This is a genomic window from Streptomyces sp. NPDC007157 (assembly GCF_040634235.1).
Classification (GTDB): domain Bacteria; phylum Actinomycetota; class Actinomycetes; order Streptomycetales; family Streptomycetaceae; genus Streptomyces.
Genome location: NZ_JBEYFE010000028.1, coordinates 1 through 14,732, shown reverse-complemented (window position 1 = coordinate 14,732; position 14,732 = coordinate 1). Strand labels below are relative to the sequence as shown.

General features: G+C 73.8%; 10 protein-coding genes. 7 read left to right on the top strand and 3 right to left on the bottom strand.

What is annotated here, in order from left to right:
• Nucleotides 1-41: 41 nt before the first annotated feature.
• On the bottom strand, nucleotides 42-503 hold the full coding sequence (locus ABZ642_RS37025; RefSeq protein WP_360492784.1) for a hypothetical protein: 462 nt from the start codon (nucleotides 501-503) through the stop codon (nucleotides 42-44).
• A gap of 260 nt (nucleotides 504-763) precedes the next feature.
• A complete protein-coding gene (locus ABZ642_RS37020) occupies nucleotides 764-1,699 on the bottom strand; it encodes a hypothetical protein (RefSeq protein WP_360492781.1) in 936 nt (311 codons plus the stop codon).
• Nucleotides 1,700-2,094: 395 nt separating this feature from the next.
• Between ABZ642_RS37020 and ABZ642_RS37015 the strand changes: the two genes are divergently transcribed.
• The 4 genes from ABZ642_RS37015 to ABZ642_RS37000 all read left to right on the top strand — a co-directional run bounded on the left by ABZ642_RS37015 (nucleotide 2,095) and on the right by ABZ642_RS37000 (nucleotide 7,802).
• The gene (locus ABZ642_RS37015; RefSeq protein WP_360492778.1) at nucleotides 2,095-5,136 is read left to right on the top strand and encodes a tetratricopeptide repeat protein; all 3,042 of its coding nucleotides are present in this window, start codon (nucleotides 2,095-2,097) and stop codon (nucleotides 5,134-5,136) included.
• 85 nt (nucleotides 5,137-5,221) lie between these two features.
• Entirely contained in the window at nucleotides 5,222-5,887 is a 666-nt protein-coding gene (locus tag ABZ642_RS37010; RefSeq protein ID WP_360492775.1) for a M15 family metallopeptidase, read from the top strand.
• A gap of 178 nt (nucleotides 5,888-6,065) precedes the next feature.
• Nucleotides 6,066-6,548 (top strand): sigma-70 family RNA polymerase sigma factor, encoded by a 483-nt coding sequence (locus tag ABZ642_RS37005; RefSeq protein WP_360493080.1) that lies wholly within the window; start codon nucleotides 6,066-6,068, stop codon nucleotides 6,546-6,548.
• Between the two features lie 105 nt (nucleotides 6,549-6,653).
• Nucleotides 6,654-7,802, top strand: a complete 1,149-nt coding sequence (locus tag ABZ642_RS37000) for an NlpC/P60 family protein (protein ID WP_360492772.1) — start codon at nucleotides 6,654-6,656, stop codon at nucleotides 7,800-7,802.
• Between the two features lie 51 nt (nucleotides 7,803-7,853).
• On the opposite strand, the gene ABZ642_RS36995 is transcribed toward ABZ642_RS37000, so the two are convergent.
• Nucleotides 7,854-8,432 (bottom strand): PadR family transcriptional regulator, encoded by a 579-nt coding sequence (locus ABZ642_RS36995; protein ID WP_360492769.1) that lies wholly within the window; start codon nucleotides 8,430-8,432, stop codon nucleotides 7,854-7,856.
• Nucleotides 8,433-8,485: 53 nt separating this feature from the next.
• On the opposite strand from ABZ642_RS36995, the gene ABZ642_RS36990 reads away from it, so the two are divergent.
• The 3 genes from ABZ642_RS36990 to ABZ642_RS36980 all read left to right on the top strand — a co-directional run.
• A complete protein-coding gene (locus ABZ642_RS36990; RefSeq protein WP_360492766.1) occupies nucleotides 8,486-8,881 on the top strand; it encodes a nuclear transport factor 2 family protein in 396 nt (131 codons plus the stop codon).
• A 522-nt stretch (nucleotides 8,882-9,403) separates the two neighbouring features.
• The gene (locus tag ABZ642_RS36985) at nucleotides 9,404-10,705 is read left to right on the top strand and encodes an MFS transporter (RefSeq protein ID WP_360492763.1); all 1,302 of its coding nucleotides are present in this window, start codon (nucleotides 9,404-9,406) and stop codon (nucleotides 10,703-10,705) included.
• 266 nt (nucleotides 10,706-10,971) lie between these two features.
• Nucleotides 10,972-14,732, top strand: a 3,761-nt coding sequence (locus tag ABZ642_RS36980; protein ID WP_360492760.1) for an amino acid adenylation domain-containing protein, incomplete at its 3' end; no start/stop codon positions are given.

Below are 14,732 nucleotides of genomic sequence, written 5' to 3'. Positions count from 1 at the left end.
GACCGGCCACGGCCCGGGGCGGCCGTGGCCGGCATGGGACCTCAGCTGATGAAGGAGCCCGGGGCGCAGGCGCTGGACGCCACCCACACGTGGGACATGATGTTGTCGTTCATGTTGTGACCGTCGGTGAAGGAGTCGCGGGTGAGGTTGTCCACGTACAGCTCGCCCGGCTTGAGGCAGCCGTAGGCGGAGGACGGGTAGCCCGGCAGGTAGTAGAAGGCGACGACGTCCTTGCCGCCGACGAAGCCGCTGTTCATCACCGAGGAGGCGGCGTTCTCGTCGCCGCTCTGGAAGGGGCCGAACGCGTCGCTCCAGTCGGGGTCGTTGCCCGCGGTGACGCCGAGCAGGTCGCCCTGGCAGTCCCAGTCTCGCCAGGCCCGCACGTTGCCGTCCCGGCCCGGCCACTTCGCGTTGCAGCCGGAGACCGCGTGGGCGTTCGCCGGCACGGCGAGGCCGAGGGCCGCGAGGCCCAGGGTGGCGATGGCGAGGGTCAGTTTGCGCATGACGGATTCCGTTCTGCCTCGTCGTGGGAGGCGGTGGGTGTGGGTGGGTGCCGCGGCGGGTGCCGCGGAGTTCGTGGGGGCGCCCGGCGGTGTCGGGCGCGGGTGGGGACCGGTCCCGCCCGCCGGGGTCAGGCGCGGGCGGGGACGAGCCGCTCAGCCCCGCCGGCCGGGGTCAGGCGCGGGCGGGGACGAGCCGCTCAGCCCTGCCGGCCGGGGTCAGGCGCGGGCGGGGACGATCCGCTCAGCCCTGCCGGCCGGGGTCAGGCGCGGGCGGGGACGAGCCGCTCGGCGCGTGCCAGCGCCTGCTGCCGCAGCTGCCGGTAGGCGTTCAGCTGGGCGCCGTACTTCGCGTTCAGCTGGGCCAGGTAGTGGGCCTCCCGGTCCTGGCCGACGGACTTGAGGGAGACCTGGCGGGCACAGGTGGCGTCGGCGACCGCGATCCGGGTCTCGGCGGCGAAGCTCCGGGCCTCCTCGGCCCGGCTCTGGACGGCGGGGTGCTCCCGGGTGGCCTGCCGGGCCGCGTCCGGGTCCGGGTAGGGGTGCCCGGCCCGCTTCATGCAGCTCGCCCAGTCGTGCACGGCGGCGGTGAACCGCCGGTCGTGCAGCAACTTGCCGACGTACAGCGGGCGCAGGTTGCTCGCGGCGGTGTCCAGCCGGAACCAGGTGGCCCGATCGCCGTACAGCGTGTGCTCGGCCGCCGCGTCGCAGCCGCCGGACCGCTTGCTGACCGAGCCGCCGCCGGGGAGCGCGGTACGCAGCAGCTCCGTCTTTCGTCCGCCGTCCAGCGCGGTGTCGTAGGCGGACCTGCGGTCGGCCGAGAGGCCCTTGCGGTAGGCGATGTTGGGGTTGTGCAGACGGGCGCGGTCCTCCTTGGCGGCGATCCGGCTGCCGTAGCCGTAGGTCCGGGCCCAGCGGACGTCGTCCTGGACGTAGCCGAGCGGCCGGCTCTCCGCCAGGGACAGGGAGCCGTCGGACCAGTAGCGGAAGCCGTGCCGGGCCATGCACTGGGTGATCAGGCGTTGTTCGGCGTCCGAGACCCGGAGGTCCTCGGCGTAGGTCAGTTCGCGCGCCTTGGCCGCGGCGACCGGTGCCGGGCCGCCGCCGGACTCCTCGGAGCAGCCGGTGAGGGCGAGCACGGCCACGGCGGCGACGGCGCTCAGGTGCGCGACCTTACGACGGAGGGCGGGGCGCTTCATCGGGCAACTCCCTGGGCTGCGGCGAACGGCTCGGTGCTTTCGGGCCGTTGACGGTGTCGGCGGGGCGTTCGTATGACATGCGACCGCGAGGAATTTCCGGCCCGACGGATTTCGTGGCCGATCCGGGGTCGCGGTCATACGAGGGCCGCCGGCCACCCGTCTGACGCACAGGGACCGCTGTGGCCACCCACAGAAACCAGCCAACTGCGCCGATCGGGAGACCCCTCCCCCGGGCCTGGCCGGCCCCGCCCCTGTTCGGCGTACCGGGCGTCGCGGAGGCTTGCGCAGCACCGATCCGACAACACGGATCCGGTCACGACGGCCCGGTCTTCGCCCTGCTCTGACGGCGCCCGCCGATATCGTTGTCGGCATCCGCCAGGAGCGATCGGGGACCGATGTTCGAAGTACGTCTGCTCGGCCCGGTGGAGGTCTGGGAAGGGGGCCGACGGGCCCCGCTCGGCGGTTCCAGACCCCTGGCCGTCCTCGCCGCACTCGTCGTGCACCTGGGCGAGGTGATCTCCACCGAGCGCCTGGTGGACTTCGTCTGGGACGAGGAGGCGCCGGCCACCGCGGGCGCCCTGGTCGCCACCCATGTCTCCGCCGTGCGCCGGGCGCTGTCCCGGGTCGGCAGCGCCGAGGAGATCCGCACCCGGCCCCCGGGCTATGTCGCCGACCTCGCCGCCGACCGGGTCGACGCCCGCCGTTTCGAGGAGCTCCTGGCGGCGGGCCGGTCCGCGGGACGTCCGGAGGAGGCCGCCGAGGCGCTGACCGAGGCGCTGGGGCTGTGGCGGGGCCGGGAGGCGCTGGAAGGCCTCGGCCAGTCGTTCGCCCGGATCGAGGCGGCCCGGCTCGGGGAGCTGCGGCTGGTGGCCGAGGAGGAGTCCTTCGGACTGGCGCTGGAGCTGGGCCGCGCGGACGGCGCGATCGCGCCGCTGCTCGCCCATGTGGCCGCGCATCCGCTGCGGGAGCGGCCGCGCGGCCAGCTGATGACCGCCCTGTTCCGCACCGGCCGGGTCTCCGACGCGCTGCGCGTCTTCCAGGAGGGCCGTACGGTCCTCCGTGACGAGCTGGGCATCGATCCGGGCCCGGAGCTGCGCGCCGTCCACCAGGCCGTGCTGACCGGCGACACGGGCGTGCTGGGGACCGGGCAGCCGGCCCGCACGGTGCCCGCCCCCCGGAGTGCCGAGCCCGCGCCCTCCCATCTGCCGCCCGACATCGCCGACTTCGTCGGCCGCGGCGAACAGGTCGAGTGGGCCACCGAGTTGCTGCGGAGCGTCGGCGACCCCGGCCGGACCGCGCCCCCGATCGGGGTGATCTCCGGGCGCTCCGGCATGGGCAAGACCGCCCTCGCCGTGCACGTCGGCCACCGCACCGCCGAACTCTTCCCCGACGGCCGCCTGTTCGTGGACCTGAGGGCCGCCGACACCACCCCGCTGGAACCCGCCGACGCCCTCGCCCGGCTGCTGCGCGCGATGGGGGTGGACCCCGACACGGTGTCCACCGGCGTCGAGGAGCTCACCGGCCTGTACCGCACCCACATCGGGCACCGGCGGGTCCTGATCGTCCTGGACAACGCGGCCGGTGAGGCGGATGTCCGGCCACTGCTGCCGCCCGGCCCCGGCTCCGCGGTGCTGATCACCAGCCGCCGCCGGCTGGTGGCCCTGGAGGGCGCCGCCCATCTGGACCTCGCCGTCCCGGACGAGGCCGAGGCCCTCGACCTGTTCCGCCGGGTGGCCGGCGAGGGACGGACAGGGGCGGACCCGGAGCGGGCCGCCGAGATCGTCGCCCTCTGCGGACGGCTGCCGCTCGCGGTGCGCATCGCCGGGGCCCGGCTGGCCGCCCGCCCGCACTGGGCGCCCGCCCGGCTCGCCGGACGGCTGCGCGACGAACAGCGCCGGCTCAGCGAACTCAGCGCCGGGGACCTGGAGTTGCGCACCAGCCTGGAACTCGGCTACGCCGACCTCGCGCCGCAGGAGCGCCGGGCTCTGCGCCGCCTGGCCCTGGTGGACCTGCCGGACTTCGCGGCCTGGATCGCCGCGCCGCTGCTCGGCATCGGGACCGAGGAGGCCGAGGAGGCCGTCGAGCGGCTGGTGGACTGCCACTTCATCGATGTGATCGGCGTGGACGGCACCGGCCTGGCCCGCTACCGCATCCATGACCTCGCGCGCGAACACGCCCGCGAGCGCTGTCTCTTCGAGGAGAGCCCCGAGGAACGTGCCGGCGCGGTGCTGCGCCTGGTCGGCTGCTGGCTGGACCTGGCCCGGAAGGCGGCCGCCCGCGGCCCCGGCGGTGCGGTACGGCACTTCCCGGAACCGGCCGCCGTACGCCCGCTCGACCCGGAGACCGAGGAGGCGCTGCTCGCCCGGCCTGCCGCCTGGTTCGCCGCCGAGCAGGCCGGGCTGCTGGCCGCCGTGACGCACTGCGCCGACCACGGCATGACGCGCGCCGCCCGGGATCTCGCCGGGGCGCTGATAGCGAGTTCGGCGGCGCTGTACAACCAGTTCGACGCGTGGTCCCGCTCGCACACCGCCGCGATGGCGGCGGTGCGCCGCGGCGGGGACGTCGAGGGCGAGGCCTGGCTGCTGGCCGGACTCGGTCAACTCCGTTACGAGCAGGACAGGTTCGAGGAGTCGTACGCCTACTTCACGGACGCGTTACGGCTGTTCGAGGAGCGCTCGACCGAGGGGGCGGCGATGGCACTGGCAGGGATGGGCACCGTCCGCCGCGAACAGGCCCGCTACGCGGAGGCGTTGGAACTGCTGGAGACCGCGCTGGAGCGGTACGGCGACGACGGCGACGTGGGTCCCCGGGCACGGGTGCTCTACGGCATCGGGTACGTGCACCGCGAGCAGGGCCGCGGCGCCCCGGCCCGCGAGGCGCTGTCCCGCGCCCTCGACCTCTACCGGGCCGCCGCGGACCTGCACGGCGAAGGACTCACCCTGCGCTCACTGGCCCTGTGCGACCGGGCCGAGGGCCGGTACCCGGAGGCCGAACGGCTGCTGCACGACGCCTTGCGCATCTTCACGGACCTGCACGACACCTTCGGCACCATGTACACCGAACAGTCCCTGGCCAAGGTGGAGTTGCGCACCGGCCGTACGGATGAGGCGCGGCGGCGGCTGGTGCGCTGCCTGGCGGTGGCCCGCGAGCGGCAGGACCGGTTCGGCGAGGCCCTGGTGCTGCGCACGCTCGGGGAGGTGCGGCTGGCGGCCGGGGACACCGACGGCGCCCGGGAGCCACTGGAGCACGCGGCGGCCCTCTGGGCGGAGCTGGGGCTGTCGCTGTGGCGGGCGCGGACGGTCTGGGACCTGGCCGAGGTGTGGACGGCGGACGGCGACCCGGAGACCGCGCGGGCGGCCCGGGCCGAGGCGCTGGAGGTGTTCCGGTCGGTGGGCGGACGGGAGGCCCGGGAGCGCCGGGACGACGAGCCGTCGTAACCGGATCGGGGCTGTAGAAGCCCTGGTGACACGCTTGCAGGGAACCTGCAGGGCAATTACAGGGGCACCGGGCACTGTTGTCTGCGTGACGGACATCATCACGCTCTCCGACTCCCGGGTCGCGGCGGTCGTCGAGCAGGACTGCGGTGAACCGCTGGTCGATCTGCGCGGGACTCCCGGCCTGCTGATCGACCTCCGCCAGGCCGACGCGGACGGCAGTTACGCGCACCTGCGTTCCGGGGCGCTCGGCCGGCTCCTGGACGCGCAGTCGCTGCTGCCCGCCGGGATCAGGTTCCTGGTGGTGGAGGGGTACCGGCCGCCCGATCTGCAGCGCCGCTACTTCGAGCAGTACGCGGCGACGCTGCGCGCGGCCCATCCCCACGCCCCGCCGGACCGGATCCGTGAGCTGGCCAGCGCCTACATCTCCCCGCCGGAGGTGGCTCCCCATGTCAGCGGCGGGGCGGTGGACCTGACCCTGTGCACCGCGGACGGCACCGAGCTGCCGCTGGGCACGGCGGTCAACGCCACCCCGGAGGAGAGCGCGGGCGCCTGCCGTACCGGGGCGGCGAACATCGGCACCGAGGCGCGCGCCAACCGGGCGCTGATGGGACGGGCACTGAGCACGGCCGGCTTCGTCAACTACCCCACGGAGTGGTGGCACTGGTCCTACGGCGACCGGTACTGGGCCCTGCTGAGCGGCGCGCCGGCCGCCCGCTACGGACCCGCCGCCACCTCCGTCCGGCCCGTCTGACCAACGGACCGAACCTTCTCCTCTCACGCACCACGAAGACCACGAACGCCACGAAGACCACGAACGACGGGGGACGACCATGGAAGGCCACGGCGGCACATGTACGCAGGCCCCGCGCAAAACCGTACCGGGCCCGCGGGAAGCCCTGCGGGGAGCGGGCGAGGTGGGTCAAGTGCCCATGACTCCGGGGGACTTCGACGCCTCCTTCACCGCCGACATGCCCAGACTGCGCAGACGGCTGCTGGCCCTGACCGGCAATCCGCACGACGCCGACGACCTGCTGCAGGAGACGTATCTGCGGCTGTCCCGGCGGGCCCGCGCCCGGAACCTGACGCAGCAGCAGCATCCGTACGCCTACACCTGCACGGTCGCGCTGAACCTGTTGCGCGACTCCTGGCTGCACCCCTCCCGCCGTGAGCGCACCACCGACCGGCTGCCCGAGGCGGGCTGGGACGGCGGGCTCGCCTCGTACGAGGCCTCGGCCACCGCCCTCGCGCTGCTGAGCGTGCTCTCGCCGAAGGAGGCGGCCGCGGTGATCCTCGTCGATCTGGAGGGTCTCACCCACGACACGGCCGGGGAACGGCTCGGCGCCCATCGGGGCACCGTCCAGCGCAACCGGATGCGGGCGCTGGCCAAGATGCGCGCCGCGCTGGCCGGTTGAGCACCGGGTGCCGCGTCCCGACGGGGGTGGGACGCGGCACCCGGCAGGTCGCCGGACCCCCGTACACGCCCGTACACGGCTCCACGTCGACTAAGGATGTACACCTTGAGACTCTCCGAACTCACCACGCCGGGCCGGGCGATCGCCGCCGCGGCGGCGATCGCGCTGATCGCCTTCCTCCCCGCCACCGCACACGCGGCCGCCCCGCGCGCCGCCCAGGACGCGACCTGCGGGGTACTGGCCTCCGGCGCCTCGGCCACCGCGGAGGCCGCGGTCGGCGCGGCCTGCTCGCAGATCGGCGTCTGGTACAGCTGGGGCGGCGGGCACGGCGCCACCCCCGGTGCCACGTACGGCTACTACGACGGCTCCGACCCCGACAGCCTGCACGACAACGAGCGCAAGGGCTTCGACTGTTCGGGCCTGATGCGGTACGCCTACTACCGGGCGACCGGCCGCGACCTGCTCAACGGCACCGCCGACGACCAGTACCACAGCTCGCAGGCCACGGCCCGCTTCTCGGCCTCCCAGGGCACCGCTCCCCTGGTCCCCGGTGACCTGATGTTCTGGGGCAGCGGGCACATCCACCACGTCGCCATGTACCTGGGCGCCGGGCAGATGGTCGAGGCGTACGAGTCGGGCACCCACATCCGGGTCGCCCCGGTGCGCACGGGCGGCGACTACGCGGGGGCGATCCGCATCAACCCGTCGGGCACGCCGGTGCCGCCGCCGGCCAACGGCGGTACGACGTTCGAGACCTGGGGCACGGGGGTGCGCACGCACGCCACGCCCAGCGTGCGCTCCTCCGTCGTGGACACCTTCGCCGGGCCGACCCAGGTCTCGGTCCAGTGCCAGGAGCACGCGGAGACGGTGACCGCCGAGGGCTACACCAACGACATCTGGTCCAAGCTCGCCGACGGCTCCTGGCTGACCAACATCTACATCAAGGGGCCGGCCGAGCTGCCCGGCATCCCGGACTGCGGCGGTGACACACCGCCGCCGCCCGGTGGGGGCAGCACGGCGTTCCAGACCTGGGGCACGGGCGTGCGCACGCACAGCGAGCCCAATGTGAACGCCGGCGTCGTCGACTACTTCCCGCAGCCCACGACGGTCAACGTGGTCTGCCAGTCCCACGCCCAGACGGTCACGGCCGAGGGCTACACCAACGACGCCTGGTCCAAGCTGACCAACGGCGCGTGGATGACGAACATCTACATCAAGGGCCCGGCGTGGCTGCCGGGGGTCGCCACCTGCTGATCGGAGCCCGGCCGTGGGGCGCCCGACGAGTCGGGCGCCCCACCCGTGTACCTACTCACCTTGTTGTCCATGAACGGCCGCCCGCTCCCCGAGTCTGCGCAGCGCGAGTTCGCCCCAGTGCAGGTTCTCCCGCTCGAAGGACATCCCGCGCAGCAGGGTGAGGTACGGGCCGATGCGCTCCGCCTCCGCGAAGTAGGCCTCCTCCGAGCGCCCGGCGAGCAGGCGCCGCCGGATCCGTTCGTAGCGGGCCAGTTTGGCGGTGGCCCACTCCATTCGCTCGGCGACGGCGGCGCGGACCGCCTCGATGTCGCCGGCGTCCGCGCACTGCACCTTGACCAGCAGTTCGTCGCGGACGACCGCGGGCCGAGCGGGGGGCTCGGCGGTGTACGCGCGCACCGCCTCGCGGCCCGCCGCCGTCAGGGAGAACAGCCGCTTGTTGGGCCGGCGTTCCTGCTCGACGACGCGTGCGGTGACCAGTTCCTCGGCCTCCATGCGGTCCAGTTCACGGTAGAGCTGCTGGGGCGTGGCCGTCCAGAAGTTGGCGACCGTCGCGTCGAATCCCTTCGCGAGGTCGTACCCGGAGGCCTCGCCCTCCAAGAGGGCGGCCATCAACGCGTTCCGCAGAGCCATGGGTGCACGCTAGCATGCACCTACTCAATTTTTTGACTATGCGAGGTGGACCCATGCATCCCTTCCGCAAGGCCGTCGAGAGCGACGACCTGGACGCCGTGGCCGCCCTGATGGCCGACGACGTCGTCTTCACCAGCCCGGTCGCCTTCAAGCCGTACGCGGGCAAGGCGATCACCGTGGCGATCCTGCGCGCGGTGACCCAGGTCTTCGGCGACTTCACCTACGTACGGGAGATGGCGAGCCCCGACGGCCGTGACCACGCCCTCGTCTTCACGGCGACGGTGGCCGGCAAGAAGCTCCAGGGCTGCGACTTCCTGCACATCGACGAGAACGGGAAGATCGACGACCTCACGGTGATGGTGCGCCCGCTCTCCGCCGCCCACGCGCTGGCCGAGGCCATGAACGCCCGGTTCGACGCGATCGCCCAGGAGGCGGCCGCCGCGCGGTGACCCCGGGCCGGGCAGCGGTCACCGGCTTCCGCCATCGCCCGATCGAGGGCCTGGTGGGAGCCGGGCACCGCGCACAGACCGGCCGGCGCGGGGGCCGGGGGGCCGCTCCCGCGGCGCACGGCGGACATGAACCCCGCCCGGCCGATGGCCCGTTGCAGGGCAGCGGCGGCGGTGGGCCCGCGCTATCGTGGGGGTTCGACCGGTCGGGTGCGACAGGTGGGACGGGCGGTCCACACCACACCCCGGCCGGGTCGCGCGCTCCGCGCGGCCGGGTGGAGTCACGTGCCGGCCGAGGGAGTGGATCACCCCCGGTGGCGTCGTCGCGCCGCGTTCCCGTGCGGACCGGCGGCCGGCCCCGGCTCCCGGGCGATCAGGGTCATCGAACGGTCGTGGCCGCGTGCCACGCCGTGGAGCGGACCGCCGCCGGCACGCGCCGGCCGGTCCCTCCGGTCGTCGGCGTGCGTGCGTCCACGGGCATCCCGCCGCACGTCATGCCCGACGACCTCAGGAAGGCCCGCTTCCGTGCACATATCAGCCCCTGACGACACCGCCGCCCCCACGACCCGGCCACCGGTGCGCTCCCGCACCCTGTCCTGGATCCCCGGCCTGCTGTACGACACCGCGTTCCGCCGCTACTGGACGGCGCAGACGGTGTCGTACCTCGGCGACCAGGTGTCCGCGCTCGCCATCCCCCTCATCGCCGTCACCGTCGTGCACGCCGGCGCTGCCCAGATGGGCTATCTCGCCGCCGCGGTCTGGCTGCCGCACCTGCTGTTCGGACCGTACGCCGGGCTGTGGGCGGACCGCCGCCGGCACCGCCGCCGCGTCATGATCGCCGCCGACCTGGGCCGCTTCGCCCTGCTCGTCAGCCTTCCGGTCGTCCATGCCCTCTCCACGCTGACCTTCACCAGTCTGTTCACGGTGGCGTTCGGCGTCGGACTGCTCTCGGTGCTCTTCGAGGTGTGCAATCCGCCGCTGTTCAAGGCGCTGGTGCCGCCGGGCGGTTACGTGGCGGGCAACGCTCTCGGCAGCGGCAGCCGGGCCATGGCGAAGGTCGTCGGGCCCAGCGCCGGCGGTTTCCTGGTGCAGTTGTTCTCGGCGCCGTTCGCCCTGCTGGTGGACGCGCTGTCCTACCTGGTGTCGGCGGTCCTCCTGGCCCGTATCGCGCCCGAGGAGGCACCGCCGTCCGAGGAGCGCGTCCGGCTGCGGGCGGCCGGACGGTTCATCCTCCGGTCCCGGGCGATCCGGGCGGCGCTGGCCGCCACGGCGACGGTCAACTTCTTCTGCTTCGTGACGACGACCCTCTTCGTCCTGTACGCCACCACGACCCTGGGCCTCGGCGCGGGGCTGCTCGGCACGGTGCTGGGCGCGGGGGCCGTCGGCGCGGTGGTGGGGGCCGTGTGCGCGACCCCGCTGACCCGGCGCCTCGGGGTGGGCCGGACGTTCCTGCTGGGCTGCCTGATGACGCCCGCGCCGCTGCTGCTGATCCCGGCGGCGCACGGGTCCGGGCCGGCGGTCCTGGTCATGCTCGTCGGAGCCCAGTTCGGTTCGGCCCTGGGCGTCATCTGGATCGACATCACCGCGGCCACCCTGCTGACCTCGCTGGTCCCGGACGCCATGCGGTCGAGCGTGTTCGGCGCCTACCAGGGGGTGAACCTCGGCATGCGGCCGCTCGCCGCGCTGATCGCCGGGGCCGTCGCCGGACCGCTCGGGCTGCGGACCACGCTGTGGATCGCGGCGGCCGGCGCGCTCACCGCCTGTCTGTGGATCCTGCCCTCGCCGCTGTCCCGCAGGACTCCGCCCGCGGCCGGCCAGGAGGCGTGACCGGCACAACCGGCATGCGGAAGTGCCGCTCAGAGTGCCTGTGACAGTGCCGTTCCGGGCGTCGCGGCGCGATTAGCGTGGATTCACCGATCGATGATCGCCGCCGCACTCACCCCCCCGGATGTCCGCCCGCGTCTGCCCGCATCCGCCGAACCAAGGCGACCGGGACGGCGGGGCGGCGCCCGCGGCCGGCCCCCGGGCCGGGCGCGGTCCCCGCCCCGCCGTCCAGCCACCGCCCGTCCGTCAAAGCCCTCATGGAGACTTCCGTGACACCAGCAGATTCCGGACACTTCCTCGACAAGTTCCTCCGGCAAGTCGCCGCGACCCCCGACCGGCCCGCGGCAGAGCTCGGCGACCGGCACCTGACGTATGCCGAACTCGACGCCCGTGCCGCCGAACTGGCCGCCCGGCTGCGGTCCCTCGGCGTGGGTCCCGGGGCGACGGTCGGCGTGTTCCTGGAGCCGTCCCTCGACCTCGTGGCCTCCGTCCTGGCCGTCGCCCGTGCCGGTGCAGCCTGGCTGCCGCTGGACCCCTCGTACCCGGCCGACCGGCTGTCCTACATGATCCGCGACTCGGACGCCGCGCTGGTCGTCGCCGACGCGACCGCCCCCGAGTGGCTGCGCGGTCTCGGCGTGCCCCTGGCGGACCCGGCGGACGACACCCCGGCCGCCGAGCCCGTCCCGCTGCCCCGGCTGCGCCCGGAGTCCCCGGCGTACGTCATCTACACCTCGGGGTCCACCGGCCGCCCCAAGGGCGTCACCCTCACCCAGCGCGGACTCGCCAACCTGGCCGACGCCCAGCGGACCGCGTTCACGGTGCACCCGGGCCACCGGGTCCTGCAGTTCGCCTCGCCCAGCTTCGACGCGTCCGTCTTCGAGCTGACCATGGCGCTGTGCTCGGGTGCCACGCTGGTGCTGCCGCCGCGCCGGGACGTCCTGTACGGCCCGGGGCTCGGCGACTTCCTGGCCGCCACCCGGATCACCCACATCACGCTGCCCCCGAGCGTGCTCGCCATGGTGCCGGAGCAGGAGCTGCCGTACCTGGAGACGATCGTCTGCGCCGGGGAGGCGCTGCCCCAGCAGCTCGTCGACCGGTGGGCGCCGGGCCGCGCCATGTTCAACGCGTACGGCCCGACCGAGACCACCGTGTGGGCCTCGGTGTCCCGGACCGAACCGGGCGGCGGCAAACCCGTCATCGGCCGGGCCATCGACGGTGTCCGCCTCTACGTCCTGGACGAGTCGCTGCGCCCGGTGCCGCCCGGTGAGCCGGGTGAACTGGTCGTCGGCGGCGAGGGGGTGGCCCGCGGGTACATCGGGCGCCCGGCGCTGACCGCCGACCGATTCGTGCCCGACCCGGACGCCCCGGGCGAGCGGGCCTACCGCACCGGGGACCTGGTGCGGATGACGCCGGACGGGGAGCTGGACTTCCTCGGCCGCATCGACCAGCAGGTCAAGCTGAACGGCTTCCGCATCGAGCCGGACGAGATCGCCGGTGTGCTGCGCGAGCACCCCGCCGTGCAGGACGTCGCCGTCGTGGTGGGCCGGGTCGGCGACGAGGACCGGCTGGTCGGCTATGTCGTGGCGCCGTCGGCCGGGCCCCTGGAGCTGCGCGGGTTCGCCGCCGAGCGGCTGCCGCACTTCATGGTGCCGTCGATCGCGGTGATCGACCGGCTGCCGCTGCTGCCGAACGGCAAGCTCGACCGGGCCGCGCTGCCCGCCCTGGACCGCGTGTCACTGGGCCTGGGCGAGGGCGGGGCGCAGGCCGGCACCGAGACCGAGCGCCGGTTGGCGGAGATCGCCGCCGAGTTCCTCGGCATCGACGGGGTCGGCGTCGACGACGACTTCTTCCTGCTGGGCGGCCACTCGCTGCTGGCGGGCCGCCTCGCGGCGCGGGTGCGTTCGGAGTTCGGCACCGAGCTGCCGATATCGAGCATCTACGAGGAGCGCACGGTGGCCCGGATGGCCGCCGAGCTGGACCGGCTGGGCCGCAGCGCGCCGCCGTTGCCGCCGGTGGCGCGGGTCCCCCGGGACCGTCCGCTGCCGCTGTCGTTCCCGCAGGAGCGGATCTGGTTCCTGGAGCAGCTCTCCCCCGGCAACCTCGCCTACAACGCCCAGGCCACCATCCGGCTGCGCGGCCCGCTCGACGTGGACGCGCTGAGTGCCACGATCACCGAGGTGGTCCGCCGGCACGAGATCTTCCGTACGGCGTTCTCGACGATCGACGGCGTCCCGGTGCAGGAGGTCCGCCCGCCGATGGCGGTCCGGGTGCCCGTCGTCGACCTTCAGGACGTGCCGGAGGAGGACCTGGAGCGCCGTACCGAGGAGGTCGTACGGGACACGATCCGGCGCCCCTTCGAGCTGACGGATCCGCCGCTGGCCCGCTGGCTGCTGATCCGACACGCGCCCGACGACCACACCCTGGTCCAGGTGGAGCACCACTTCGTGCACGACGGCTGGTCGTTCGGCGTGCTGCTCGACGAGATCCGCGCGATCTACCCGGAGCTGGCGGCCGGCCGTCCGTCGCCGTTGCCCGAACCGCCCATCCAGTACGCCGACTTCGCCGTCTGGCAGCGCGCCTGGATGCGCGACGAGGTGCTGGACCGTCATCTGGACTACTGGAAGGGGCACTTGAAGGACGCCCCGCTGGTCCTGGACCTGCCGACGGACCGGCCGCGACCGCGCGTCCCCTCCTTCGAGGGCGCGGCCCTGCGGGTGGAGCTGCCGGCCGAACTGAGCCGCGCGCTGCGGGAGTCCAGCGAGCGCTCGGGGGTGACCCTGTTCGCCTCGATGCTGTCGGGCTTCGCCGCCCTGCTGAGCCGCTACTCGGGCCAGCGCGACCTGGTCGTGGGCACGGGTGCCGCCAACCGCCGGCTCGCGGAGACCGAGCGCATGCTGGGCATGGTGGTGAACACCCTGCCGCTGCGGCTGGACACCTCGGGTTCCCCGGACTTCGACGGGCTGCGGCAGCGGGTGAACCAGGTGCTGGTGGAGACCGCGGACTGGCAGGACGTGCCGCTGGACCGGCTGGTGGAGGCGGTGGCCCCGCCCCGGGTGCCGTCCATCAACCCGCTGTTCCAGGTGATGTTCAGCTTCCACAACGCCATCGTGCCGGACCTGGAGTTCGGGGGTGTGCGGGGCACCGTCCTGGAGCGCCACAACGGCTCGTCCAAGATGGACATGAACATCGTGGTGGTGCCGCGGGCCCAGCAGCGCGCCGGGCGTGCGGACCACCCGGACCGCGACCGGATCACGCTGATCTGGGAGTACGCCTCCTCGCTGTTCGACGAGGCGACGATGCGGCGGATGGTGGACCAGTACGTCACCCTGCTGCGGTCGGCGGTCGCCGAACCGGACCGGCCGATGGACCGGATCGGGCTGGTGTCCGGGGACACGGCGGACCGCGAGCGTCCGGCGCTCGGCGGCGGGCTGGGCGAGCGGGTCGAGTTCTCCGGCGGTCTGCTGACCGATCTGGTGGACGCCGTGGCCGCGGCCACCCCGCACGCGCCGGCCGTCACCGACTCCGAAGGGACGCTTTCCTACGCGGAGTTGACGGGACGCGCGAACCACCTCGCCGGGCGGCTGCGGGCGGCGGGGGTCAGGGCGGACACGCCGGTCGGCCTCTGGATGGACCGGTCCGCCGAGATGGTGGTGACCCTCCTGGCGATCATGAAGGCGGGCGGCGCGTTCCTGCCGCTGGACCCCGACCTTCCGGTGGGCCGTGCGGTGACGCTCCTCACGGACGCGGGGGCGCCTCTGATCTGTGTGGACGGACAGCGGGCCGAGTCACTGGCGGGCGGCACGCTCGCGGTCCTGGACTGCGGTCCGGGAACGCTGACCGAGTCCGCGCCCACGGCTCCGGACAACGGTGTCACCGGGGACCATCTGGTGTCGGTGTACTACACGTCCGGTTCCACCGGCACCCCCAAGGGCGTCGCCTCCACCCACACCGGCTGGACCAACCGCATCCAATGGATGCAAGACCGATACCCCCTCACCCCCGGCGACACCGTCCTGCACAAAACCGTCCT